This is a genomic window from Borborobacter arsenicus, assembly GCF_003934165.1.
Classification (GTDB): domain Bacteria; phylum Pseudomonadota; class Alphaproteobacteria; order Rhizobiales; family Rhizobiaceae; genus Pseudaminobacter; species Pseudaminobacter arsenicus.
Genome location: NZ_ML133508.1, coordinates 511101 through 535109, shown reverse-complemented (window position 1 = coordinate 535109; position 24009 = coordinate 511101). Strand labels below are relative to the sequence as shown.

The 24009-nt window shown below is 62.8% G+C and carries 22 protein-coding genes; 8 read left to right on the top strand and 14 right to left on the bottom strand.

The features are described 5' to 3' along the window. Nucleotides 1-23 precede the first annotated feature (23 nt). The 5 genes from EET67_RS02635 (at nt 24) to rnk (ending at nt 4550) form a co-directional block, all read left to right on the top strand. On the top strand, nt 24-1049 hold the full coding sequence (locus EET67_RS02635; RefSeq protein ID WP_128624630.1) for a branched-chain amino acid ABC transporter permease: 1026 nt from the start codon (nt 24-26) through the stop codon (nt 1047-1049). 3 nt (nt 1050-1052) lie between these two features. Next, nucleotides 1053-2204, top strand: a complete 1152-nt coding sequence (locus tag EET67_RS02630) for a branched-chain amino acid ABC transporter permease (protein ID WP_128624629.1) — start codon at nt 1053-1055, stop codon at nt 2202-2204. A 4-nt stretch (nt 2205-2208) separates the two neighbouring features. Further along, nucleotides 2209-2976 (top strand): ABC transporter ATP-binding protein, encoded by a 768-nt coding sequence (locus tag EET67_RS02625; protein ID WP_210211086.1) that lies wholly within the window; start codon nt 2209-2211, stop codon nt 2974-2976. A gap of 5 nt (nt 2977-2981) precedes the next feature. Then, nucleotides 2982-3737: an ABC transporter ATP-binding protein gene (locus EET67_RS02620; protein ID WP_245450687.1), complete on the top strand. Its 756-nt coding sequence runs from the start codon at nt 2982-2984 to the stop codon at nt 3735-3737. Nucleotides 3738-4130: 393 nt separating this feature from the next. Next, a complete protein-coding gene (gene rnk / locus EET67_RS02615) occupies nt 4131-4550 on the top strand; it encodes a nucleoside diphosphate kinase regulator (RefSeq protein ID WP_128624627.1) in 420 nt (139 codons plus the stop codon). A 60-nt stretch (nt 4551-4610) separates the two neighbouring features. Here rnk and EET67_RS02610 read toward each other — a convergent pair whose 3' ends face one another. The 4 genes from EET67_RS02610 to katA all read right to left on the bottom strand — a co-directional run bounded on the left by EET67_RS02610 (nt 4611) and on the right by katA (nt 8850). Beyond that, complete coding sequence (locus EET67_RS02610; protein WP_128624685.1) at nt 4611-5234, bottom strand: 5'-methylthioadenosine/S-adenosylhomocysteine nucleosidase; 624 nt, start codon at nt 5232-5234, stop codon at nt 4611-4613. A 64-nt stretch (nt 5235-5298) separates the two neighbouring features. Beyond that, the gene (locus EET67_RS02605) at nt 5299-5757 is read right to left on the bottom strand and encodes a PaaI family thioesterase (protein WP_128624626.1); all 459 of its coding nucleotides are present in this window, start codon (nt 5755-5757) and stop codon (nt 5299-5301) included. Between the two features lie 157 nt (nt 5758-5914). Further along, nucleotides 5915-7198 carry an RsmB/NOP family class I SAM-dependent RNA methyltransferase gene (locus tag EET67_RS02600; protein WP_128624625.1) on the bottom strand — a complete coding sequence of 428 codons (1284 nt, stop codon included), beginning with the start codon at nt 7196-7198 and terminating at the stop codon, nt 5915-5917. Between the two features lie 149 nt (nt 7199-7347). Further along, complete coding sequence (gene katA / locus EET67_RS02595) at nt 7348-8850, bottom strand: catalase KatA (protein WP_128624624.1); 1503 nt, start codon at nt 8848-8850, stop codon at nt 7348-7350. 143 nt (nt 8851-8993) lie between these two features. On the opposite strand from katA, the gene EET67_RS02590 reads away from it, so the two are divergent. After that, nucleotides 8994-9908 carry a hydrogen peroxide-inducible genes activator gene (locus EET67_RS02590; RefSeq protein WP_128624623.1) on the top strand — a complete coding sequence of 305 codons (915 nt, stop codon included), beginning with the start codon at nt 8994-8996 and terminating at the stop codon, nt 9906-9908. Here the strand turns inward: EET67_RS02590 and hisG are convergent. The 4 genes from hisG to EET67_RS02570 all read right to left on the bottom strand — a co-directional run bounded on the left by hisG (nt 9891) and on the right by EET67_RS02570 (nt 14861). Continuing rightward, nucleotides 9891-10592: an ATP phosphoribosyltransferase gene (gene hisG / locus EET67_RS02585; protein ID WP_128624622.1), complete on the bottom strand. Its 702-nt coding sequence runs from the start codon at nt 10590-10592 to the stop codon at nt 9891-9893. The genes EET67_RS02590 and hisG overlap by 18 nt on opposite strands. Further along, nucleotides 10589-11707 carry an ATP phosphoribosyltransferase regulatory subunit gene (locus tag EET67_RS02580; protein WP_128624621.1) on the bottom strand — a complete coding sequence of 373 codons (1119 nt, stop codon included), beginning with the start codon at nt 11705-11707 and terminating at the stop codon, nt 10589-10591. Before EET67_RS02580 ends, hisG begins: the two co-directional genes overlap by 4 nt. A 171-nt stretch (nt 11708-11878) precedes the next feature. Continuing rightward, complete coding sequence (hisS, locus tag EET67_RS02575) at nt 11879-13348, bottom strand: histidine--tRNA ligase (RefSeq protein ID WP_128624620.1); 1470 nt, start codon at nt 13346-13348, stop codon at nt 11879-11881. Between the two features lie 877 nt (nt 13349-14225). Then, the gene (locus tag EET67_RS02570) at nt 14226-14861 is read right to left on the bottom strand and encodes a DNA-3-methyladenine glycosylase I (RefSeq protein ID WP_128624619.1); all 636 of its coding nucleotides are present in this window, start codon (nt 14859-14861) and stop codon (nt 14226-14228) included. 211 nt (nt 14862-15072) lie between these two features. Between EET67_RS02570 and EET67_RS02565 the strand changes: the two genes are divergently transcribed. Beyond that, entirely contained in the window at nt 15073-15867 is a 795-nt protein-coding gene (locus tag EET67_RS02565) for a L,D-transpeptidase (RefSeq protein ID WP_128624618.1), read from the top strand. Nucleotides 15868-16282: 415 nt separating this feature from the next. Continuing rightward, the gene (locus tag EET67_RS02560; RefSeq protein WP_165899776.1) at nt 16283-17206 is read left to right on the top strand and encodes a bifunctional 5,10-methylenetetrahydrofolate dehydrogenase/5,10-methenyltetrahydrofolate cyclohydrolase; all 924 of its coding nucleotides are present in this window, start codon (nt 16283-16285) and stop codon (nt 17204-17206) included. 6 nt (nt 17207-17212) lie between these two features. On the opposite strand, the gene glcF is transcribed toward EET67_RS02560, so the two are convergent. The 6 genes from glcF to EET67_RS02530 all read right to left on the bottom strand — a co-directional run bounded on the left by glcF (nt 17213) and on the right by EET67_RS02530 (nt 23899). Further along, nucleotides 17213-18520, bottom strand: coding sequence for a glycolate oxidase subunit GlcF (glcF, locus tag EET67_RS02555; RefSeq protein ID WP_128624616.1), 1308 nt, complete (start codon nt 18518-18520; stop codon nt 17213-17215). Nucleotides 18521-18536: 16 nt separating this feature from the next. Further along, nucleotides 18537-18917, bottom strand: coding sequence for a DUF4870 family protein (locus EET67_RS02550; protein WP_128624615.1), 381 nt, complete (start codon nt 18915-18917; stop codon nt 18537-18539). Beyond that, nucleotides 18914-20170, bottom strand: a complete 1257-nt coding sequence (gene glcE / locus EET67_RS02545; protein WP_128624684.1) for a glycolate oxidase subunit GlcE — start codon at nt 20168-20170, stop codon at nt 18914-18916. Before glcE ends, EET67_RS02550 begins: the two co-directional genes overlap by 4 nt. Nucleotides 20171-20351: 181 nt before the next feature. Next, nucleotides 20352-20864 carry an endonuclease domain-containing protein gene (locus EET67_RS02540; protein ID WP_128624614.1) on the bottom strand — a complete coding sequence of 171 codons (513 nt, stop codon included), beginning with the start codon at nt 20862-20864 and terminating at the stop codon, nt 20352-20354. 11 nt (nt 20865-20875) lie between these two features. Then, complete coding sequence (locus EET67_RS02535) at nt 20876-22372, bottom strand: FAD-linked oxidase C-terminal domain-containing protein (RefSeq protein ID WP_128624613.1); 1497 nt, start codon at nt 22370-22372, stop codon at nt 20876-20878. Between the two features lie 207 nt (nt 22373-22579). Further along, complete coding sequence (locus EET67_RS02530) at nt 22580-23899, bottom strand: DUF3422 family protein (RefSeq protein WP_128624612.1); 1320 nt, start codon at nt 23897-23899, stop codon at nt 22580-22582. Nucleotides 23900-24009: the final 110 nt, after the last annotated feature.

The window sequence follows — 24009 nt, the reverse complement described above, 5'->3', positions numbered from 1 at the left end:
ACCGCAATCGGGATCAAGCGGGTATGGACGCGATTCTTCTGCAAATACTGAACGGGCTCGACAAGGGCGGTGCCTATGCGCTGATTGCGCTGGGGCTTACCCTGGTATTCGGCACGCTCGGCGTCGTCAATTTCGCGCATGGCGCGCTGTTCATGCTCGGCGCCTTCTGTGCCGTAACCTTCAACAAGCTTCTCAATCTGGAAAGCGTCGTCATCGATCCGACCCAGACGACAGCCTGGGGGTCGCCGCTCGAGGTGCGCACACCCTATGTCGAAGCCTTGCTTGGCGATTTCGGCAATTATTTGCACGACTATTCGGTTCCGGCTTCCATCGTGCTTGCCATACCTGTCATGCTGATATTCGGCATCGCCATGGAACGCGGCCTGATCCGCTATTTCTACAAGCGTCCGCATGCCGAGCAGATCCTGGTGACCTTTGGCCTTGCCATCGTCATTCAGGAAGTCATCAAGCATTTCTTCGGCGCCAATCCGATCCCCCAGCCCGCGCCCTCCGCCTTCGGCGGCACGGCCTATGTCGGGCAGATCCTCGGAATGGGACAAACGCTCGCCTATCCGTGGTGGCGCATCATCTATCTTCTGTTTTCGCTTGGCGTGATCGGCGCTGTGTTTGTCTTCCTGCAATTCACCACCTACGGAATGGTGGTGCGGGCCGGCATGCATGATCGCCAGACGGTTGGCTTCCTCGGCATCAACATCGAACGCCGGTTCACCGTCGTGTTCGGCATCGCAGCCGTGGTCGCCGGTCTCGCGGGCGTCATGTACACCCCGATCCTGCCACCCGACTATCATATGGGCATGGAATTCCTGGTGCTGTCATTTGTTGTCGTCGTGGTCGGCGGCATGGGCTCGCTGGGCGGCGCCGTCGCGGCCGGCTTCCTGCTCGGAATCTTGCAATCATTCGCCTCCATGAACGAGGTGAAGGCCATAATCCCCGGCATCGATCAGATCATCATCTATCTGGTCGCGGTGGTCATCCTTCTGACCCTGCCGCGCGGATTGATGGGCCGCCGTGGCGTGATGGAGGACTAAACCATGTTCAAAGGCCTATCACGCAACGATTGGCTCCTGCTCGCAGGCTTTTCGGCCTTCGTGCTCTTGATGCCGATCATTCTCCAGCCCATCGGGGCTGCCTATCCGGCGCTGATGCAGAAAATCTGCATCTTCGGCATCTTCGCCATCGGCTTCAACATCCTCTTCGGCCTGACCGGCTATCTTTCCTTCGGCCATGCCGCATTCCTGGGCGTCGGCTCCTATGCCGCCGTATGGTCGTTCAAGCTCTTCACCATGAACATCATCCCGGCACTGCTGATGGCGCTGGTGTTCACCACGATTTTCGCGGTCGCCATCGGCTATATCAGCCTCCGGCGTTCGGGCATCTATTTCTCGATCCTCACGCTGGCATTCGCGCAGATGTGCTACAATCTGGCCTATTCGGTGCTGACGCCGCTGACCAATGGCGAGACCGGCCTGCAATTGACGCTGAAGGACCCGCGCTGGATCGACGCGATGTTCCACGAGCCGGGCGCCGGCCTGCCGCGTGCCACGCTGTTTGGCATCGACACCAGCGGCGGCGGTCTCGGCGGGTTCTACCTTTGCGCGATCGCGCTGATCGTCTGCTTCTTCTTCTCGGTGCGCATCTTCCGTTCGCCTTTCGGCATGATGCTGAGGGCCATCAAGTCGAACCAGACCCGCATGCGCTATACGGGGTTCAATACCCGCCCCTATTTGCTCGCGGCCTTCGTCATCTCCGGCGCCTATGCGGGGCTGGCTGGCGGGCTGATGGCCGCAACCGATCCGCTCGCAGGTGCCGAACGCATGCAGTGGACGGCGTCCGGCGAGGTGGTGCTCATGACCATTCTCGGCGGCGTCGGCACGCTGGTCGGGCCGGTCATCGGCGCTGGCGTCATCAAATATTTCGAGAATATCTTCTCATCCTTCGGCGACAACACCCTGCACGGCGTGTTCGGCTTCCTGCCCGACATCATCGAGCAGCCGCTTGTGTCCTTCCTGTCGCTGTTCGTCGGGGAAGGATGGAACCTCACCCTCGGAGTGGTCTTCATGCTCATCGTGATCTTCCTGCCCGGCGGCATCATGGAGGGGCTGCGCCGCATCTGGAGCCGGCTCAATCGCCGCCATGACGGCGGCGAGAAGATCGCCGTCGCCCAACCCCAGCCGGCGGAGTAAGCCCATGTCGATGTCCAATGTCGTTCTCCATGTCGCCGACGTCCACAAGAGCTTCGGGGGCCTCAAGGCCCTCTCCGATGTCGATCTCCAGGTCATGGAAGGCACGACCCATGCCATCATCGGGCCTAACGGTGCCGGCAAGTCGACGCTTCTCAATGTCTGCATCGGCCGCATCCCGCCCGACACCGGCGCCGTGGTCTTCGATGGCGAGGTCATCACCGGCAAGCAGCCGCACGAGATCAACCAGATGGGCGTGGTCCGCGTTTTCCAGACGCCGGAGATATTCCCGGATTTGACCCTGCTGCAGAATGTCATGGTTCCTGCCTTCGCCAAGCGCGACGGTGCCTTCAGGCTCAATGCCATCCAGACCGTGTCCAACCAGCACGACATCCGTGACGAGGCCGAGCACTGGCTGGAGGATGTCGGCCTCAAGGACCAGAAGGATATGACCGCGGCAAGCCTGTCGCGCGGCGACAAGCGCCGGCTGGAACTCGCCATGGGCCTCATCCAGCGCCCTCGCCTGCTGCTTCTTGACGAGCCGACCGCCGGCATGTCGCGCCACGACACCAACTCGACGATCGACCTTCTGCGCAAGATCAAGGCGCGCGGAATGACCAAGATCATCATCGAGCACGACATGCATGTCGTCTTTTCGCTGGCCGATCGCATCAGCGTGCTGGCGCAAGGCCAGATCATTGCCGACGGGACGCCCGACGAGGTGAAGGGAAATCCGAAAGTACAGGAAGCCTATCTGGGAGGGCCGCGCCAATGAACGCGATGACAATGCCGGATGCCAAAGCCATCGAACAGGCGGTGACCCCCGCAGGGGCAGGCTATTTCAGCGTCCGCGACATTCACGCCTACTATGGCGAGAGCTACATCGTCCAGGGCGTGTCCTTCGATGTCAATGAAGGCGATATCGTCGCCCTCCTCGGCCGCAACGGCGCCGGCAAGACTTCCACACTGCGCACACTGGCAAGGGCTACCGACCCCGAATTGAAAAAAGGCGAAATCTATCTCGGCGGCAGCGCCATCCACACGCTGCGCGATTTCCAGGCGGCGCAGAAAGGCATCCAGCTCGTCCAGGAGGATCGCCGCATCATCCCCGGACTGTCGGTGGAGGAGAACCTGGTCCTCGCCCAGATCGCCGAGCCGAAAGGCTGGCCGCTGGAGAAAATCTACGAACATTTCCCCCGGCTTGCCGAAAGGCGCAAGCAGGATGGTGTCACACTCTCGGGGGGCGAGCAGCAGATGCTTGCCGTGGCGCGCGCGCTGGCACGCGACATCAAGCTTCTGCTGCTCGACGAACCCTATGAAGGGCTTGCACCGGTGATCGTGCAGGAGATCGAGCGCATCGTCCAGCAGATCAAAAGCCTCGGCATCACCACCATCATCGTCGAGCAGAATGCCGTGGCAGCGCTGGAACTTGCCAATCGCGCCCTGATCCTCGACATGGGCCAGATCGTCTTCGACGGATCGGCCAAGGAAGTGCTCGACAATGTCGAACTGCGGAACAAATATCTCGCAGTCTGAATTGTCCTGACTGCCAAGGGGACGGTTCGAGTAGAGCCGTCCCCCCTTCAAAGATGTGAGGTGACCGACCTCATTGGGCGGCTTATTGGCCAGCATGGCGTTTTCACGTCATGCTTGACTTCCTCACGCGACTAAGGGACAGTTCCTGCATGAACGCCCTGGTCGACATTCGCAGCAGTTTTTTTCGGGTTTGCCCCATCGCGGGAGTGTAGCCCCCGGCTCGGCTTTCATGCGCCCCCGAGCTTCGGGGGAGAGTACGTTAAACACCACATGACATTCTACGCAGCAATGAGCTCCCTACCGGCTGCATAGGCGCATTCCAGGACAATTTCTCAACCAGAGCAGCCGCCGCCCGGCGCAGGTCTGCCGGATTCAACACATATGAGTGCTCAAATGCAGGAAAAGACAAAGGCGCGGCGCAAGCCGAATATCAAGATCTCCGCAACCGACCATGCAAGGCTGTCGACGCTGGCCAACACGACTGCGGAGCGCAACGCCGAAGTGGCGGACGAACTCTTTGCCGAACTCGACCGCGCACGGGTCACGCCGGACAGTTCGATGAGCGACGATATCGTGCAGATGGGCTCGACCGTGGAATTCAAGCCGGATACCGGCGAATCAAAGACGGTCACCCTCGTTTTCCCGGGCGATGCCGACATTTCCGCCGGCAAGGTTTCCATCCTCACGCCGATCGGAACGGCGCTGCTTGGCCTTGCGCCGGGACAATCCATACAGTGGACCGCGCGCGACGGGCGCACGCATGAACTCAACGTCATCAAGGTCTATCGGTCTGCCGACAGCGAGCCGGCATAAATAGCTGACCGACCGGCAATCACCTGAACGCCTGCCTTGCAAGGGAAGGCCCCCGAGACCTTAGACGACCAAGGCACCTTCAAGGATCGACTTCCTCAGCAGGCCGATTGCGGCCGCCAGTTTTTCATCGATGATCTCCAGATATCTGGTCCAATCGTCGATGTGATTCAGATTGGACGCCCCATCCGATATGCCGCGCAGACCGACGAGCGGAACGTCGAAGATTTGGCAGGCGCGCAGAATGGCGAAGGTTTCCATATCGACCATATCGGCGCCGATGGCATCATAGCCGGCGCCTGAAATGATCGAAGCCCCAGTGGAGAGGCGTGCGGCCTCGATGCCGGGTATCCGCAATTCTATCGGAATGGTGGCCGGGAGATCGAGGAATGGGGTGATCCCCTTCTCAAACCCAAGCACGGAAGCGTCCATATCGCGGTAGGATATGGACGCAACCTGATAGATTTCGGCTTGCTGCAAGGTGCGGCTGCCCGCCGACCCCAATGACACGACGAGATCGGGCAGGTTGTCCTCGCTCCTCAGCCGGGCGAGTTCGGCACCCAACATGACACCTGCTTCCACAGGCCCCACCCCGGTCATGAAGGGCGTGATGAGTTCCCGCAGACGGGGTCCGAATTCCGCTTCGAGCGCCATCACGAACAAGAGCTTCTTGCCGCCCACGACCATGAAACGCGTCGTATCGGGCACCAGGCCGGGCACCGATTTTGCCGATACTTGCCGGGTCGGCATTTCAGCCTTCGATATCGCCGCGGCCGAGGACGGTCATCAGCGTCCCGGTCATTGTAGCGATCAGCTTTGCCTCACCATCGGCGGCGAAAGCATAGGCCTGTCCGTCTGCGACGATGATGGTGCGGCCTGGTTTGGTGACCGAGCCACGGAACAAAAACCGCTCGCCGCGGCCGGGCGCCAGCAGATTGACCTTGAACTCGATGGTGAGCACGGCTGCATTTTCCGGCATCAAGGAATAGGCGGCATAACCGCAGGCCGAATCCAGCGCGGTCGAGATGATCCCTGCGTGAAGGAAGCCGTGCTGCTGGGTCAGCGCCTGCGAATAGGGCATCTCGATTTCCACCGTGCCCGGCGTAACGACCGTCAATGTCGCACCGATAGTGGACATTGCCTGCTGGCGGGCAAAGGAAGCCCGTACCCGCTCTTCTGAATTCGCCGAGGCTACGATGGTGGCTGCCATTGATCGCGTCCGTCTTGAGATCGTCGTTTATCGCAAAGTCATCTCTCATGGGCAATTGGCAATATTGCACCGCAATATTGCTAGAGCATTTTGCAGCCAAACGAATCGTCTGGCGTTGCGCAAATTGCGTTCGTCAGAACGCCCCCTGCTCCAGGCATCAAAAATTGCGGCGCAGCTTTGCGATAAAAAAGCCGTCGGTCCCGCTGCGTGCCGGGGTCAGCGAAACTCCCCTCTCCCCGTCGATGCGCGCTTTCTCGGCCGGAAAGCGCTCCTCCCAGAGTGCATGGTGGTCCACCGGGGCAAATTCAGTCTCGCGGGCCAGGAATGCATCGATCTGGTCGCGGTTCTCCTCGTCAAAGACCGAGCAGGTGACATAGACCAGATGCCCGCCGGGCTTCACATAGGCGCTTGCGGCCTCCAGAATTGCCGCCTGTTCGGCCTTGCGGACATCGAGTTGGCGCTGGGTGAGCCGCCATTTGGCATCCGGACGCCGGCGCCAGGTGCCACTGCCGGTGCAAGGCGCATCGACCAGAACGCAATCCATCCGTCCCCTCAAATCCGCCAATTCGGCCGATTTCGACGCAACCTGAATATTGCGGCTACCGGAGCGCTGAATGCGCTCGAAGATCGGCGCCAGCCGTCCTTTTTCCGAATCATGCGCGAAAATCTGGCCGTGATTTTCCAACGCCGCCGACAGTGCCAGGGTCTTCCCACCTGCCCCCGCGCAATAGTCCAGCACCTGCATGCCGGGCCTGGCTCCGACCAATTCGGCCGCGGCTTGCGAGCCTTCGTCCTGAACTTCGAACCAACCCTGGCGGAATGCCGGGTCTGATTGAACGTTCGGATGCCTCCCCGCCCCGTCGACGGGCGCGATACGCAGACCATTGGGCGCAAGCCTTGTCGGCACCGCGCCAGTTTCTGCCAATTCGGCCAGCATCTTGGCGCGATCCGCCTTCAGCGTGTTTACCCGCAGATCCAATGGCGGCCGTTCTGCAAGACCGGAAGCCTCGTTCACCCATTCATCCCCGAATGCCCGCTGCAGCAGGGGCGCGCACCAGTCGGCACAGTCGGCGCGGACAGGGTCCGGAGCGGCTTCAGGATCACGCGCGGCAATCGCCTGCAACTCATCCAGATTGAGCGGAGGGGGAGCGAACTTGTCGCCTTCGAGAGCTTCGTTGAGCGATTGTACCGTCTCGCGCCATTCCAGCAGGAGCACACCGAAGCCGATCGCACGGGGCGTATCATCCCCCAGAAGCCAGCCGGCCGAGCGCTTGCGGCGCAGGCCATCATAGACGATGTTGCCGATGGCAGCCCTGTCGCCGGCTCCGGCGAAGCGATGCGAGACACCCCAGTCCTTCAGCGCATCCGCGGCCGGCCGCTGCTGCTTGTCGATGTCTTCAAGAATCTCGATGGCCGCAGCCAGTCGTCCGCCAAGTCGCATATGGTGATCCCTATTTCGGCAACCCGAGAGGAGTCCTGCCTAACCCATAAGGCGGGAAATCGGAAATCGATTTTGTCGGGGGAAGACGCCCGAAGCAAAGCAGGCGCGGATTGCTCCGCGCCTGCCTGCAATCGTCGAGGAAACCGTGATTACTCGGCGGCTTCCTGGGGCGTGTTTTCCGTGATCGAGATAGCCCGACGCTCCCGCCCGTCCGCAGCGCTCAGCGCGCGACGCACGCCATTGCCGTAATCCGGGTGGATCTTGTCGAAATGGGCAAGCTGCCGCTCTTCGATATGCTGCGGAATACCGCCCATGGCAGCCGCGATGTTGGAGAAGAGACGGTTCTTCTGGCCCTCGTCGAACAGATTGAACAGGGCACGCGGCTGGCCGTAGTCGTCATTGCCGATGCGATGATTGTAGCGGTCGGCATCGCCGGAAATACGCAGCGGCGGCTCCTTGGCTGCCGGCTGCTCGACCGGGCCGCCGAAGGAATTCGGCTCGTAGTAAGCATCCGGATTGCCGGTCTTGATACCGCCATAGACGTTCATCTGTCCGTCGCGATGGTAGTGATGGACCGGGCATTTCGGCTGGTTGACCGGAATGCTCTCATAATGCGTGCCGAGGCGGTGACGATGGGCGTCCGCATAGGAGAAGATGCGCGCCTGCAGCATCTTGTCGGGCGAGAAACCGATGCCGGGAACGATGTTGGATGGCGAGAACGCCGCGTTCTCGATCTCGGCAAAATAGTTCTCCGGATTGCGGTTGAGCTCCATCACGCCGATGTCGATGGGTGGATAGTCGGCATGCGGCCAGACCTTGGTGAGGTCGAACGGATTGTAGGGCGTCTTTTCCGCATCCAGTTCGGGCATGATCTGGACCTGGACCTTCCACTTGGGGAATTCGCCGCGCTCGAGCGCGTTGTAGAGGTCTTCCTGGGTCGACTCGCGGGTCTTGCCGATGACCTTCTCGGCTTCCTCATTCGTCCAGTGCCTGTGGCCCTGCATGGTCTTGAAGTGGAATTTGACCCAATAGCGCTCGCCGGCGTCGTTCCACAGCGAATAGGTGTGCGAGCCGTAGCCATTGATGTGGCGGACGTCGGTCGGCAAGCCGCGATCCGACATCAGGATGGTGATCTGATGCAGGGCCTCCGGCGACAGCGACCAGAAGTCCCACATCGCGGTGGCGGAACGCAGATTGGTCTTGGGATGGCGCTTCTGGGTGTGGATGAAGTCCGGGAACTTGACCGGGTCACGCACGAAGAAGACCGGCGTGTTGTTGCCGACCAGGTCCCAGTTGCCTTCCTCGGTGTAGAACTTGATGGCAAAGCCGCGCACGTCGCGCTCGGCATCGGCTGCACCCATTTCGCCGGCAACAGTGGAGAAGCGCAGGATCAGCGGCGTCTCCGTACCCGGCTGGAGAACCTTTGCCTTGGTGTATTTCGAAATATCGCCGGTGATCTTGAGGGTGCCATGCGCACCCCAGCCCTTGGCGTGGACGGCGCGCTCGGGAATGCGCTCACGGTTCTGGTGGGCCAGCTTTTCGATGAGCTGGTAGTCCTGCAGAAGGACCGGGCCGCGCTCGCCGGCGGTAATGGAATTCTGGTTGTCCGGAACGGGGGCTCCGGCGGAGGTGGTCAAAGTCGTCTTGGTCATGGCTTTCGCCTCCTTATCAACGGGTTGAAATGTTGAAGGGCTTCACTGGAGACCGAGCCGGCCCAGTCTTGAATGGTTCTAATCTAGGCATTTTGCCGATAAAAACAAATTGCCTTTTCTGCTTACATTGATAATTTTTTCCGATGATACGCTTGACTGTCCGACAAATGCTGTATTTCCACGCGCTGGCGCAGACGCTGCATTTCGGCCGGGCGGCGGAACTTGTCGGCGTCACCCAGCCGGCGCTGTCAGCACAGATGGCGGAGATGGAAGAACGACTCGGATGCCTGTTGTTCGAGCGAGGCGGAAAATCCGTCACCATGACGCCGGAGGCACATGAACTCCTGCCACGCATCGAAAACATCCTGTCCGACATACGGGACGTGGAAACTTTGGCAAGGCGCGGCCGCTCGGCCATGGAAGGGAAATTCCGGCTGGGGATCATTCCCACCGTCGCGCCCTATCTTCTGCCGCTATTGCTGCCGGAACTGAAAACCCGCTTTCCGGCACTGGTGCTGGAGTTGCGGGAAGCGGTGACGGATACGCTGATCGAGGAAACCGCAGCCGGACGGATCGATGGGTTTGTCGCGGCGATGCCGCTCGACTATCCGGGGCTGGTCGAGGAGGAATTGTTCGAGGACCGGTTCTTTCTGGCAGTGGCTGAAAACGATCCGGGCTTTACCGCACCACCGGTGGCGCCGGACAGCCCGGCGCTGGAACGCCTGATGCTGCTGGAAGAAGGGCACTGCCTGCGCGAGCAGGCGCTAGCAGTCTGTGGGGATGTGAAGCCGGTGGCGATGGCAAGCTATGGCGCAACCAGCCTGACCACCCTGCTGCAGATGGTGGCGCATGGGCTCGGTGTCACGCTCATCCCCGAAATGGCGGCCAAGGCAGCGGGCACTGTGCGGAACCTGAAGATCGTGCCCTTCACCGAGCCGATGCCCTCGCGCCGCATCTGCCTTGCCTGGCGGCGTCACAGCATCCGCGACGAGGAATGCGTGGAACTCGCCAAGACCTTGCGCGGCCTGCGCGACCGGCTGCTACCGCAGACTGCGTGAAACTGCAGTAACGATCGCCTCCAGCGCCTTTTCATCGACCGGATCGCGCGGCTTTTTCGCGGTGACCAGGCAGGCCTGCGAACGCAGGATGACGCCATCCTGAAGGATCTTCAGGTGGTTGGCGCGCAGCGTCGAGCCGGTCGAGGTGATGTCGACAATGACATCGGCCGAGCCCGCCGCCGGAGCGCCTTCGGTCGCGCCCAGGCTTTCGACGATGCGATAGACCTGGATGCCATGCTTTTGCGAAAAGAACTGCTGGGTCAGCCGCCAATATTTGGTGGCGATGCGCAGGCGGCGGCCGTGACGCTGGCGGAATTCGGCCGCCACATCGTCAAGGTCGGCCATGGTGTCGACATCGAGCCAGATTTCGGGCGCGGCCACCACGACATCGGCATGGCCGAAGCCCAGCCGCGCCGAAATCTCGGCTTTCGTCTCCCAATCCGGCACAGTCTCGCGCAACAGGTCCTCACCGGTGATGCCGAGATCGACGGCGCCCTTGCCGATCTCTCCGGCGATTTCGGATGCCGACAGGAACGCCACCTCGACATCCGCCAGGGTTTCGATACGGGCACGATAGGCACGATCGTCATCGGGCAGGCTGACGGAAAGCCCTGCCTTGGCCAACACATCAAGCGTCTGCTCTTTCAGGCGACCCTTGGAGGGAATGGCGAGCGTGATCGTCATTTGCCGCTCTCCCGAAGCCCCTCGATGCGGTCGAGCCAGACCGAGAAACCGACACCGCGAATGGAACTTTTGGCGCCAAGCAGGGTCAGCAGGCGATCATAGCGCCCGCCACCGGCGAGCACCCGCTCGTCATCCGCCAATATCTCGAACACCAGGCCGGTATAATAATCGAGCGGACGGCCGAAGCCGGCGTCATAGCGGATGGAGCCGAGCGGCAAGCCATGTTCGGCGATGGCATCCATGCGCGCTTCGAAACCGTCAAGCGCAGCACCGAGAGACAAGGCGGCACCGCCGGCAAAATCGCGCAACGCGCCGGCCGCTTCGGCAAGCGGAACATCAATCTCCAAGAAAGTCTTCAGCGCCGCGAGCGCTTCGCCAGACAGCCGCACGCTGCGCAATTCGGCCTTTTCGATCAGCCGGCGGGCAATCTCGGCCGGGGTGCGGCCAGCCGAAGGGGAAAGCCCGATTGCCGCCATGCCCTCGGCAAGGTGGTTCGCCAGCGTCTCGGCATCGCCATCAGCCACCAGCGAGGCGGCCGGTTCGGGCAATGCGCCGTTGCGCGGCGGGGTCGCCAGATCGTCGAGTGCGGCTGCAAGCTTCTCCGCCGTGCCGAAGGCGCGGGCAAGCCGCATGCGCCAGCCGCGCGGCAGGCCGAGGGCTGCCAGCACCGCCTCGAAAACCGACTGGTCGCCAAGCATGACCTTCAATTCCGTGCCGGGCAACACCAGTTGCAGCAGTGCGTGGGCATCGGCGATGGAGCGCGCATCGGCGCGGGCCGTGTCCTGGTCGCCAAGGTCCTCGATGCCGGCCTGGAAAAACTCGTTGCCGCCCTCGCGGCGCTGGCGGAACACCTCGCCAAGATAGGAATAGCGGCGCGGCGTGCCCGATTGCGTGCGGATATGGTCGAGGCAGACCGGAATGGTGAATTCCGGACGCAGGCACAGCGTCTCGCCGGTCTCGCTCTCGGTCAGGAAAATGCGGCGGCGCAAATCCTCGCCGGCCATGTCGAGGAACGGATCGGCCGGCTGGATGATCGCCACATCGACCGGATCGGCTCCGCGCGCGGCGAAGAGCTTGACGATGTCTGGCGCGATGGCGGGGTAGCGGGGGGTCATGACCGGCACCTCGCAGCCGACGTCAGATGCTGCCCCTCACCCTTACCCTCTCCCCGTAAACGGGGCGAGGGGGGCGTCGGCGTCGCAGCCACCCCCCTTCTCCCCGTGATACGGGGAGAAGGTCCCGCCAGGGGGATGAGGGGCAGCGCCGACCGCCGAAAGGGGATACACTCACTTTCCACGGCTGCGCTCTTCCGCCTGCGCGGCCAGAATCTTCTTCACCGCCGCGACCAGTTCGTCTTCCTTCACCGTAACCTGCGCGGGGCGGGCGGCGCGCCATTCGGCATTGTCGGCGATTTCCTCCGACAGGCGCTTGCCCTCGATCAGGTCCTTGATCTGCACCTCGCCGCGCTCGCGCTCGTCGCCGCCCTGGATGACGGCGCAAGGACTGCCGCGCCGGTCGGCATATTTGAGCTGCGCCTTCATGCCGGCGCCGCCAAGATAAAGCTCGGCGCGGATGCCGGCCTTACGCAGTTCCGCCACCATCTTCTGATAGCGGCCGAGGCTTTCCGTGTCCTTGTCCATCACCAGCACGACGACCGGGGCGACGACATCGGACATGTCGAGCTTGCCGAGATTCTTCAGCGCCGTCATCAGCCGCGACACGCCGATGGAAAAGCCCGTCGCCGGCACCGGTTCGCCGCGGAAGCGCGAGACCAGCCCGTCATAGCGGCCGCCGCCGCCGACCGAGCCGAAGCGCACGATCTGGCCGTCCTCATTGGGGATTTCGGCCAGAAGCTCGGCCTCATAGACCGGGCCGGTGTAATATTCGAGGCCGCGCACGACGGAGGGGTCGATCTTGATGCGGCCGTCATCATAGCCGGCTGCTGCGCAAAGCGATTTGATCTGCGCCAATTCCTCGACGCCTTCATTGGCCTCGATCTCGCCGGTCTCGATATAGGCGAGCACCTTGGCGATTTCGGCCTCGCCCAACCCCGCGCCCTTGGTGAAATCGCCCTCGCCTTCCTTGCCGCCGTCCCAGCGGCCGGGGCCGAGCAGAAGGCGCACGCCCTCCGGGCCGAACTTGTCGAGCTTGTCAATGGCGCGCAGCACGGTGAGGCGGCGACCGGCATTTTCGTCGCCGCCAAGGCCGATCGCCTCCAGCACGCCGTCGAGCACCTTGCGATTGTTGACGCGGATGACATAGTCGCCGCGGGCGATGCCGAGCGCTTCCATGACATCGGCCATCATCATCGCCATTTCGGCATCGGCCGCCACGCCCGGCGTGCCGACGGTATCGGCGTCGAACTGCATGAACTGGCGGAAGCGGCCCGGCCCCGGCTTCTCGTTGCGAAATACCCAGCCCGCGCGGTAGCTGCGATAGGGCTTGGGCAGGCGCTCGTAATTTTCGGCGACATAGCGGGCAAGCGGCGCGGTGAGATCGTAGCGCAGCGACAGCCACTGTTCGTCATCGTCCTGGAAGGAAAAGACACCCTCATTGGGCCGGTCCTGGTCGGGCAGGAACTTACCGAGCGCGTCGGTATATTCGACCATCGGCTGGTCGACCGGCTCGAAACCGTAAAGCTCGTAGACTTCGCGGATCGTCGCCATCATCTTGTCGACGGCGCGAATGTCCTCGGCCGACCGATCGGCAAAACCGCGCGGCTGCCGCGCCTTCATTTTCTCCGATTTTTCGGCCATGGCGTCGTCACTCTCATAATGCTTGTGCCGCGATTTCCGGCAGCGTCGGTGTCCTAACTTATGCGCCGGGGAGCGGCAAGGGTTGTGACCGCGCTTTGGCTTTGTTCTGTAGGTGGAGAAGGTTCCTCGCCCCTCTGGGGAGAGGTGGCGAGCGCAGTGAGCCGGAGAGGGGTTTTTGCGACAGAGCGCAATCGCCCTCGTCATGCGTCTCGTGCCGAAGCCCCCCCTCTCCGGTTTGCTTCGCAAACCACCTCTCCCCAGAGGGGCGAGGAACCCAGGTCCTGAAAGGTCTTAGCCACAGTTTTCCATTGCCACGCCCGCAAATGCGTCTGGCCATTGTCAAAGAACATGGGAAGCGGGGCGCGAGGGCCTTGCCGTCCTAAGTTATGTTATGTGGCGCGACCTTCGCGCCCCGCCGGTGTTCTTGCCTTGAGTGCGGGATGCCGGCTCCTGCCGGCAAAGCCGCCCTCCAAGGCCCGGACCTGAGGGCTCATCACCCAGCAACGCCACCATCGCGTCACCGATCCGGCACCGTCCCCTCCACGCTCATCCGGTTCATGACCCGTGTTCCCGCGAGGGCGATGCCAAGATTATGAGGGCACAAGCGCAAGGTGGGGATGAGAAAGTGCCGCGTGGGTGGGCAAAGGCAGGTGTGGCAAGGGCTTGCGGGCGAAGGTGGATGGATTCTGTCCACGCTTTCGGGGCAGAAACCCTGCCCTCCGCTATGGCTCCGGGCATTCGTCGCTTCAATCGACAAATCCTTGTCGATTGATCGGCTACGCCGACCGCTTCGCACCCCCCTCTCCGCCTCGCTGCGCTCGGCACCTCTCCCCAGAGGGGCGAGGAACCCAGGTTCGGAAAAGGCGGGAACCCAAGCTTATGGCCGCTTGAAGGCGGCGCGTTCACGTTCGATTTCGGCGCGGCACACGCAGCCCTCGATATGGTCGTTGACCATCCCCATCGCCTGCATGAAGGCATAGACCGTGGTAGGGCCGACAAAGCTCCAGCCGCGCTTTTTCAATTCCTTCGACATGCGGGTGGAGGTCGGCGTGGTGGGATTGGCGATCAGCGTGGCATAGTCGAAGCGTTGCGGGCGCTCGTCTGCGCCGGGCTCGAACTTCCAGAACCAGGCGGCGAGCGAGCCGGCTTCCTCGGCAAGATCGCGGGCGCGACGCGCATTGTTGATGGTCGAGACGATCTTGCCGCGATGACGCACAATGCCGGCATCGCCAAGCAGGCGCTCGACATCGGCATCGGTGAATTCGGCGACGCGCTCGAAGTCGAACCCGGCGAAAGCGCGGCGGAAATTCTCGCGCTTGCGCAGGATGGTGAGCCAGGACAGGCCGGACTGGAAGCCCTCCAGGCAGATCTTTTCGAACAGGCGCTTGTCATCGGCGACAGGCCGGCCCCATTCGTGATCGTGATAGTGAAGATAATCCGGCAGGTTGCCGTGCCAGGCACAGCGCACGATGCCATCTTCGCCTTCCAGCAAGCCGGTCTTTTCGGTTTCCATTGCAATTCCCGGTTGTTAACGCTCGCAATCGCGGCTTTACCCGGCCTTTACCAGATTCCTGAACCGGCCGGTAACCACACAAAAAGGTTTAGGCAAAGAATCGCATTTTACGCATTCCGATTCACGTTTCAGTGGTGCCCGACCGGACAGGATCAACGCGGGGCGTGGGGTTGGCCCGCGCTTGTTGACGATCGCGTTTAAGAGTGCGTCCATGAAACAGATTCTCCTGCTGGGGGCAGCAGCCCTCATCGCCGGTCTTGCCGTGCCGGCGCAAGCAAACGACCGCTATATGGAACGACCGCCTGTGGTGGTGAGCCCCGACCTTGCAGCGCCGTGGGTGATGCAGCTTGGCCACCAGCCCGGCAAAGTGGTGCGCCGGCAGGTACGCCAGCAAATGGAAACCAGCAGGCGCGTCGTTCAGCCCTATGCGGCCGAGCCGCGCTTCGACAGGCGCTATGAGCCCAAAGTGCGGCAGCAGGCGCAGCCGGACTTGCAGCGCACGGCGGCAGTCCCCGCGCGGCCGGCAAAGCGCGAGATGCGCCCGCAGATCGACCCGATCTATCTGCCGCAGACGGTTGCCTATGACGGGCCGCACAAGCCCGGCACCATAATCATCGATACCAAGGAGAATTTCCTCTATCTGGTGGAGGGCAACGGCCAGGCGCGGCGCTATGGCGTCGGCACCGGCAAGCCGGGCTTCGAATGGGCAGGCACCCACAAGGTCACTCAGAAGCGCGAATGGCCCGACTGGCGCCCGCCGGCCGAGATGATCAAGCGCGAGCGCGCCAAGGGCCGCGAACTGCCGGTGCATATGGCCGGCGGCCCGGCCAATCCGCTCGGGGCGCGGGCGCTCTATCTCGGCTCGACGCTCTATCGCATCCACGGCACCAACCAGCCCTGGACGATCGGCGGGGCGGTGTCTTCCGGCTGCATCCGCATGCGCAACGAGGACGTCATCGACCTTTACGAGCGGGTGAAGGTGGGGACGCAGGTGATCGTGAGTTAGATTCAGGCCAGGGCGGCCTGCAAATGACGATTTTCTGCGCTTCCGGTGCTCACGTACTTCAGTACGCTCCGCTCCGGTTCTCGAAACTCATCATTTTCGGCTCGCCCTGATCTGAATCGTTAGTCCGGGGGACGGACCGGAGCGGCATCGGACGATGCCGAAGAAAGGGCGGCGCGGTTGCCATCGTGCCGCCCTTTCCTGCTTTCAGCCGATTTGCGACCCGCCCTTTCGTTTTGTCGCACTGCCAGATCCGCTGCGACGGGCTATAAAGTCCCGAAAAATAGGGTTTGCGTTATATTTTCCTAATGTGAAACTATTATTCTTTATGGTATGTGTCGGTGGGCCGCGCCGGAGAGACGGGCGGTTGCCGGCCTGCCTGACTTGAACCGATTAGTCTGCCGCTGCCGAAGGAGACCTGAAAATGCCTCTTGACGACAATCGCTATCTAAAGGGCGCACCGGTCGCCGCCCGCATCATGGACGAAGTGCGCGCCGCCGCCGAGAAGGCAACGGGGGAAGGTTTCAAGCCGCGCCTCGTCTCCATCACCGTGGGCGATGTCGCAGCGGTGGATGTCTATGTCCGCAACCAGCGCGCCAAGGCCGAGAAGGTCGGCATCGATTTCGAGGAACGCCCCTTTCCGGCTGAAATCACCGCCGAGGAACTGGAAGCGGCGATCCACGGCATGAATGCCGACCCGCGCGTGACCGGCATCATCATCCAGCGGCCGGTGCCCTCGCATATCCCGATCAAGGCGATCCAGGGCGCGATCCACCCGTTGAAGGATGTGGAGGGCATGCATCCCTCCTCCATCGGCAACATCGTCTATAACGACCTCGACCTTGCGCCTTGCACGGCCGCGGCCTCGGTGGAATTGCTGAAGGCGACCGGACTCGACCTCAAGGGGCTGGAAGTGGTGATCGTCGGCCACTCCGAGATTGTCGGCAAGCCGATCGCCTTCCTGCTGATGAGCGAGGGGGCGACGGTGACGGTGTGCCACCACATGACGCGCTCGGTGGCGGCCCATGCAAGACGTGCCGATGCGCTATTCGTGGCCGTCGGCAAGGCGCGGCTGATCAAGGCCGACATGGTGAAGCCGGGCGCAGCGGTCATCGATATCGGCATCAATTCGGAGGTCGGCCCGGACGGCAACAGCCGGCTGGTCGGCGACGTCGACACCGAGAGCGTGAAGGAAGTGGCATCCTGGATCACGCCGGTGCCGGGCGGCGTCGGGCCGGTGACGGTGGCGATCCTGCTGCGAAATACGATGGTGGCGCTCTCGCGCCAGCGCGCGCTCTACCAGTCGACCTACGCGACGGAAAGCAAGGTGGCGGCGGAGTAAGGCGGCTCAGCCTTCAGCAAGTGCCTCGGGCTTCTTCCCGCCATAGGCCCAGTCGAGCAACTGCACCGTGTGCAGGATCGGCAGACGGGCGGCGGAGGCGATCTGGGTGATGCAGCCGATATTGCCGGTGGCGACGAGGTCGGCGCCGGTCGCTTCTATATTGCCGACCTTGCGGTCGCGCAGGCGGACCGAGATTTCCGGCTGCAGGATGTTGTAGGTGCCGGCCGAGCCGCAGCACAGATGCCCTTCGCGCGGCTCCTTCACCACAAAACCAGCGCGCGCCAGAAGGTCCTTGGGCTGGCGCGTTATCTTCTGGCCATGCTGCATGGAACAGGCCGAGTGATAGGCCACGGTCAGGCCGGGTCTGAACGCCGGTTCGGGCAGGTCGAGCGTGGCGAGATATTCGGTGACGTCCTTGGCGAGCGCCGAAACAAGCGCCGCCCTCTCGGCATAGGCAGGATCGAGCCGCAGCATGAAGCCGTAATCCTTGATGGTGGTGCCGCAGCCCGACGCGGTGATGATGATGGCGTCGAGCCCGCCATTTTCGATCTCCCGCGTCCAGACATCGACATTGCGGCGGGCAAAATCCAGCGCATCCCCTTCCCGACCCATATGGTGGACCAGCGCGCCGCAGCAACCTTCGCCTTTGGGCACCACCACCTCGATGCCGAGGCGGGTCAACAGACTGATAGTCGCCGCATTGATGGCGGGATCGAGCACGGGCTGGGCACAGCCGGTGAGGATGGCGACACGGCCCAGGCGCTGGCCCTTCGCGGCATGGTTGCCGGGCAAGGCCAAGGGCGAAGCAGGCGGCACGGAGCCTGGCGCCAGCTTCAGCATCGCACCGAGCGGATGCAATGCCGGGATTGCATCGAAGGCTTTGGCAAAAGGCTTGCCGAGCTTTGCCAGTCCGAGCGCGAAGCGGAACCGCGACGGATAGGGCAGCACGGCGGCGAGCACGGCGCGGATCAGCCGGTCGGCCAGCGGGCGCTTGTAGGTCTGTTCGATATGGGCACGGGCGTGGTCGACCAGATGCATGTAATTGACGCCGGACGGACAGGTGGTCATGCAGGCGAGGCAGGACAGGCAGCGGTCGATATGGGTGACGATCTCCTTGTCTGCCGGCCTCCCGCCTTCCAGCATGTCCTTGATGAGATAGATGCGGCCGCGCGGACTATCCAACTCGTTGCCGAGCGTCACATAGGTCGGGCAGGTCGCCGTGCAGAAGCCGCAATGCACGCATTTGCGCAGGATCTTTTCCGATTCCGCCACATGCGGATCGGCAAGCTGGGCAAGGGTGAAATTGGTCTGCACGGCGAGATTCCTGTAGTCAGATAAGCCAGCTTTGCGGGTTCCTGACCGGCTCGCCGCGCCCGACCGCCTGCAGGCCGACGATGCAGCGGGCGATGAACCACACGGCAACCGCAAACAGCAGGAACATGCCGATGAAGACCAGCAGCAGCACGCAGGAGATCAGCGCATAGAGCAGGCCGATCCAGAATGTGCGGATGATGTAAGTGTAATGCGTCTCGATCCAGGCCTCGGACTTGCCGCGATTGATATAGGCAAGCACGATGCCGACCAGCCCGCTGATGCCGATGACCAGCCCGGCGAGATAAAGGACATAGATGACCTGCACATTGGTCTTGCCCGGCTCCAGCCAGCGGTCGGTCTGGCGCGGGGCGGTCGGTTGGTTGCCGGTATCGCTCATGATGTCGCCTCCTCTGTGTGGACGGGCGGCAGACTAGCAGAGCCGGCAGCAGGGACCATACGGCCGGGATTGAGAATGCCCTTCGGATCGAATTGCTGTTTCAGCCGGGCGGCAAGGGCTGCAAGCGCTGGCGGCTGCGGCTCGAATACCGGCAAAGCGGCCCGCAGCGCATGGCTGGCCCGCACCAGCGTGGCGTGGCCGCCGCCGGATTTCTTCACCAGATGGCGCAACACCTCGGCTTCCGGATCGGCCTCCATGCGCAGCCAGACCAGGCCACCCTGCCAATCGTAGAAGGCGTCGCAAGCCGCCTGCATACGCAATGCCATGACCATGCGATGCGCCTCGTTGGGCGCCATGGAAACGCGCCAGACCGGACGCTCGCTGCCATCGGCGAAGGGAACGCAATCGCTAATGTCGCGCCAGACTGTTCTGGAAAGATCGGCCGCCAATGTGTCGATCGTGCCGGCGTTTTTCAGCAGATCGGTCAGGGTTCGCAGCCGGTAGTCGACGGACGGGCCGAAGCCTTCAACCCGCAGCAGCGTTGCGGCGTCGCTGCCAAGTGCGCCATCGGCGATGCGGGTCACTGCGGGATAAGGAACATGGGCAGCACTCGACACTTCGGCGCTGGAGCCGAGTGCCAGCGACATGGCGGTCGCGGCATCCTCGTCAAGCAGACCGCGAACAGCGAGCGTGGTTTCGGTCTCGGCCGCCGGCAGCACCTTGAAGGTGACGTCGGTTACGGCGGCGAGCGTGCCCCAGGAGCCGGCCATGGCCTTGGAGAGATCGTAGCCGGTGACGTTCTTGACCACGCGGCCGCCGGACTTGAAGGCCTCGCCACGGCCGGAAACGGCGCTGATGCCCAGGATATGGTCGCGCGCCGCGCCCGCCTTGAGCCGGCGCGGACCGGACAGATTGGCGGCAAGCACGCCGCCGATGGTGCCCCTGCCCTCCTGCGTGCCCAGCAAAGGCGCATAATCCATCGGTTCGAAGGCAAGCTGCTGTCCGTGTTCGGCTAACAGCGTCTCGATCTCGGCCAGCGGCGTGCCTGCACGCGCCGACAGCACCAGTTCTTCCGGCTCGTAGAGCATGACGCCGGACAGCTTCGACAGGTCGAGCGTGTGTTCGGTCTGGATCGGGCGACCAAGTGCGCGCTTGGAGCCATGGCCGATGATTTCAAGCGGCGCTTCATTGGCCAGCGCCCATTGAATGACGGAGAGCGTCTCGGCGGCGGAGGTGGGAGTGAAGGTGGTCATGAGCATGCAGACGCGCAAAGCGCCCCCTCTCCGCCTCGCTGCGCTCGGCACCTCTCCCCCATTTTCATGGGGGCGAGGAACCCAAGTTCTGAAAAGCCGCGACCTTGGTGGGTGCCGGTTCCTCGCCCCTGCGAAGCGGGGGAGAGGTGCCGAACGCAGCGAGGCGGAGAGGGGGAGATCATCAGACACCTCCCTCTGTCGTTTCGGGCGTTCGGGCTAGAATGAACCTCAGGTCCGGGGCAACCGTATCTTCGTTGAGTCGCCCGTCGAGCACGGCCAGAATAGTTTCGCAAACGCTGGGCGTCTGCTTTACGACGTCCGAGCTCCAGAAGCGCAACACCGAAAAGCCTTCAGTGCGCATGAGCGCATCACGCCGTCGATCGTATTCGCTGTCGGCATGCTGGCTGCCATCCAACTCGACAACCAGCCTGGCCTTTCGGCAGGCAAAATCCGCGAAATACGGCCCTATCGGCATCTGCCGCACGAATTTATAGCCGCCCAGCCCTTTTGCCTTCAGTTCGTTCCACAGCATTGCCTCGGCCATATTGTCGCCTTGGCGGAGCTGGCGGGCGCGCTCGATATTTTCCGAAGAGCGTCTGCTCGGCTGTTCGAGAGCCCCCCTCTCCGTCTCGGGCTGCGCCCGAGCCACCTCTCCCCCGCTTCGCGGGGGCGAGGAACCTTTATCCTGAGCCATCCCAGCCATCCTCAAAACCTCGGAATGTCCGGGAAAGGCAGCTTGCCGCCGGAAATATGCATGCGGCCGAGTTCGGCGCAGCGGCGAAGTTGCGGGAAGACCTTGCCCGGATTGAGCAGGTGCTGCGGATCGAAGGCGCATTTGACCCGCATCTGCTGGTCGAGATCGATTTCGGTGAACATTTCCGGCATCAGGTCGCGCTTTTCCACGCCGACGCCATGCTCGCCGGTGAGCACGCCGCCGACCTTGACGCACAAGCGCAGAATGTCGGCGCCGAAATCCTCGGCCTTGTCCAGTTCGCCTGGGATATTGGCATCGTAGAGGATCAGCGGATGCAGATTGCCGTCGCCCGCATGGAAGACATTGGCGACCCGCAAGCCGTATTTTTCCGAAAGCGCGCGCATGCCGGCCAGAACCCTCGGCAGTTCCTTGCGCGGAATGGTGCCGTCCATGCAGTAATAGTCCGGCGAGATGCGGCCGACCGCCGGGAACGCCGCCTTGCGCCCAGCCCAGAAGGCGAGCCGCTCGTCCTCCGACTGCGAGATGCGGCAGGTGGTCGAGCCATTGGCGAGCGCGATCGCCTCCACCTTGTCGATGAGGTGGTCGACCTCCACGCCCGGCCCGTCAAGTTCGACGATCAGTAGCGCCTCGCATTCGAGCGGATAGCCGGCATTGACGAAATCTTCCGCAGCATGGATGGCCGGGCGGTCCATCATCTCCATGCCGCCTGGGATGATGCCGGCGCCGATGATGTCGGCCACGCATTGCCCACCCTGCTCGCTGGTGGGAAAGCCGATCAGCAGCGCCCGAGCCGTTTCCGGCTTCTTCAATATACGCACCGTAACCTCGGTGACGACGCCAAGCAGGCCTTCCGAACCAGTCATGAGGCCGAGCAGATCGTAGCCCTCGCTATCCAGATGCTTGCCGCCAAGGCGCACCACCTCGCCATTCATCAGCACCATCTCGATGCCGAGCACATTGTTGGCGGTCAGCCCATATTTGAGGCAATGAACACCGCCGGAATTTTCCGCGACATTGCCGCCGATAGAGCAGGCGATCTGGGAGGATGGATCGGGGGCGTAGTAGAAGCCCTCCTGCTCGACAGCATGGGTGATACCGAGATTAGTGACGCCGGGTTGGGCGGTGACGGTGCGGTTGGGATAGTCGATCTCGAGGATGCGGTTGAAGCGGCTCATGACCAGAAGCACGGCATCTTCCAGCGGCAATGCGCCGCCGGAAAGCGAAGTGCCGGACCCGCGCGGCACGACGCGGATTGCGCGTTCGTCGCAATATTTCAGGATTTTCGCGACTTGCAGCACTGTTTCCGGCAGGACCACCACCAGCGGCAACTGCCGGTAAGCGGTCAGCCCGTCGCTTTCGAAGGCGCGCATCTCGTTGACGGTATCGACCACGCCCTCGCCCGGCACGATGATGCGCATATCCGCCACGATCTCGGCGCGGCGGCGCATCGTCTCTGTATCCGGCGTCGGCATGACCAGACCGGTCATCGGCGTCTCCTCCTCACTTCCCGTCAAAGCATGATCCTTCCAACCGGTCGTCCATTTTGCAGGATCATGCACTACTGGTAAAAAGCTTTTACCAGTGATTTTTCCTGCCTGCAAACACGACAAAGGTGGCAGACGGGACAAGGCGCGCGCAGGGATGCGTCGTCGCGTCAATCTGCCGCTTGGCAGGATTGCAAGGACGTTGCGCGCTTACTCGCCCGCCGGCGGGGTCTTGGCGCCATCGTCATGCGAGTGGCGGATGCGCCGCACGGTCCACCAGACCAGCAGGATAGCGACCGGAACGGCTGCGGCCGTGACCAATTCCGGCTTTACCACAGTGCCGAACAGCGACGTTGCCTTGGCGAGATAGCCGACGAGGCCGACCACGTAATAGGAAATGGCGGCGACCGACAGGCCCTCGACGGTCTGCTGCAGGCGCAGTTGCAGGCGGGCGCGGTTGTTCATCGAGGCGAGCAGGTCGCGGTTCTGGCGTTCGACCTCGACATCGACCCAGGTGCGCAGCAACTGGGTGGCGCGGGTGAGCTTGCGCGACAGATTGGCCTGGCGCTCCTCGACCGAACGGCAGGTGCGCATGGCCGGCGCGACGCGGCGCTGCAGGAAGCCGAGCCAGGTTTCGTAGCCGGGTACCGCCTCTTCCGCCAATGCGTGAAGGCGCTCCTCGACAATGCCGTTATAGGCGCGGCTGGCACCGAAGCGATACAAGCTGGCGGCGGCATCGGCCTCCAACTCGGCGGCAAGCTCGGTGAGATCGGCCAACAGGGCCTCGCTGTCGCGCGTTTCAGGAACCTTCATCTCGCGTGTGATCTCGGCCAGGCGATCCTCGATACGGCGCACGCGTGCCGAGAGCGACTGCGCCATGGGCAGGCCGAGCATGGCCAGCGTGCGGTAATTCTCGATGTCGATCAGGCGCTGCGACAGCGCGCCGATGCGTGAGGGCGACATGCCGCGGTCGAGCACCAGAATGCGGGTCAGCCCGTCTCCGTCCTGATGGAAATCGGTGGCGATGCCGGCCTTGCCGTTCTCGACCAGCGAATAGGACAGGCTCGCCGGATCGAAAGCCGCAATCAGCTTTTCGTTTTCAGGCGTCCATTTGCGGATCTCCAGCCTGATGCCGGAAATGACGGTGCCGGGCGGGGAAAAACCGTTGCCGAAGGGCGAATCGACAGGTCCCTGCTCCAGCGGGCCCTCCCAGAGATAGGTCGAAAATTCGGTATGGCGCTCCCAGCGCAGCGCGCCCTGCCCCCATTTCAAGGCATGGTGGCGGGCCTGGCGCTCGGGCGCGGCGATGCCGAGCCGGCGCGACAATTCGGCGAGCACGGCATGATCGACGCTGGAACCGCCCTCGGTCATGAAGGCAAGCTGGATCAGCACGCGCGGCGCCTCGATCGGCGGCCGCGGCCGCGCATGCACCTCGCCGATCGCTTCCGGGCGGCCTTCATGCGCGGGAAAACCCATCACGCTGCCGGTCGTGCGGGGGGTGAAATCGAGCTTTGATCGGTCGGCCGGCATTGTCGCCCCTGGCTGCCTGTGGCTGAAATGCGCAGCAAATATGCCCTATCGGATGGCGAAGCAAAGGGCAAATTCGCCCGCATCCGCCGCATCCTCCTGTTGGCAGAAGT

Bases quoted from the DNA above. Each gene is read 5' to 3' on its own strand.
- EET67_RS02635 (WP_128624630.1), top strand. From the start codon at position 24: ATGGACGCGATTCTTCTGCAAATACTGAACGGGCTCGACAAGGGCGGT.
- EET67_RS02630 (WP_128624629.1), top strand. From the start codon at position 1,053: ATGTTCAAAGGCCTATCACGCAACGATTGGCTCCTGCTCGCAGGCTTT.
- EET67_RS02625 (WP_210211086.1), top strand. From the start codon at position 2,209: ATGTCGATGTCCAATGTCGTTCTCCATGTCGCCGACGTCCACAAGAGC.
- EET67_RS02620 (WP_245450687.1), top strand. From the start codon at position 2,982: ATGACAATGCCGGATGCCAAAGCCATCGAACAGGCGGTGACCCCCGCA.
- rnk (WP_128624627.1), top strand. From the start codon at position 4,131: ATGCAGGAAAAGACAAAGGCGCGGCGCAAGCCGAATATCAAGATCTCC.
- EET67_RS02610 (WP_128624685.1), bottom strand. From the start codon at position 5,234: ATGGTCGTGGGCGGCAAGAAGCTCTTGTTCGTGATGGCGCTCGAAGCG.
- EET67_RS02605 (WP_128624626.1), bottom strand. From the start codon at position 5,757: ATGGCAGCCACCATCGTAGCCTCGGCGAATTCAGAAGAGCGGGTACGG.
- EET67_RS02600 (WP_128624625.1), bottom strand. From the start codon at position 7,198: ATGCGACTTGGCGGACGACTGGCTGCGGCCATCGAGATTCTTGAAGAC.
- katA (WP_128624624.1), bottom strand. From the start codon at position 8,850: ATGACCAAGACGACTTTGACCACCTCCGCCGGAGCCCCCGTTCCGGAC.
- EET67_RS02590 (WP_128624623.1), top strand. From the start codon at position 8,994: ATGATACGCTTGACTGTCCGACAAATGCTGTATTTCCACGCGCTGGCG.
- hisG (WP_128624622.1), bottom strand. From the start codon at position 10,592: ATGACGATCACGCTCGCCATTCCCTCCAAGGGTCGCCTGAAAGAGCAG.
- EET67_RS02580 (WP_128624621.1), bottom strand. From the start codon at position 11,707: ATGACCCCCCGCTACCCCGCCATCGCGCCAGACATCGTCAAGCTCTTC.
- hisS (WP_128624620.1), bottom strand. From the start codon at position 13,348: ATGGCCGAAAAATCGGAGAAAATGAAGGCGCGGCAGCCGCGCGGTTTT.
- EET67_RS02570 (WP_128624619.1), bottom strand. From the start codon at position 14,861: ATGGAAACCGAAAAGACCGGCTTGCTGGAAGGCGAAGATGGCATCGTG.
- EET67_RS02565 (WP_128624618.1), top strand. From the start codon at position 15,073: ATGAAACAGATTCTCCTGCTGGGGGCAGCAGCCCTCATCGCCGGTCTT.
- EET67_RS02550 (WP_128624615.1), bottom strand. From the start codon at position 18,917: ATGAGCGATACCGGCAACCAACCGACCGCCCCGCGCCAGACCGACCGC.
- glcE (WP_128624684.1), bottom strand. From the start codon at position 20,170: ATGACCACCTTCACTCCCACCTCCGCCGCCGAGACGCTCTCCGTCATT.
- EET67_RS02540 (WP_128624614.1), bottom strand. From the start codon at position 20,864: ATGGCTCAGGATAAAGGTTCCTCGCCCCCGCGAAGCGGGGGAGAGGTG.
- EET67_RS02535 (WP_128624613.1), bottom strand. From the start codon at position 22,372: ATGACCGGTCTGGTCATGCCGACGCCGGATACAGAGACGATGCGCCGC.
- EET67_RS02530 (WP_128624612.1), bottom strand. From the start codon at position 23,899: ATGCCGGCCGACCGATCAAAGCTCGATTTCACCCCCCGCACGACCGGC.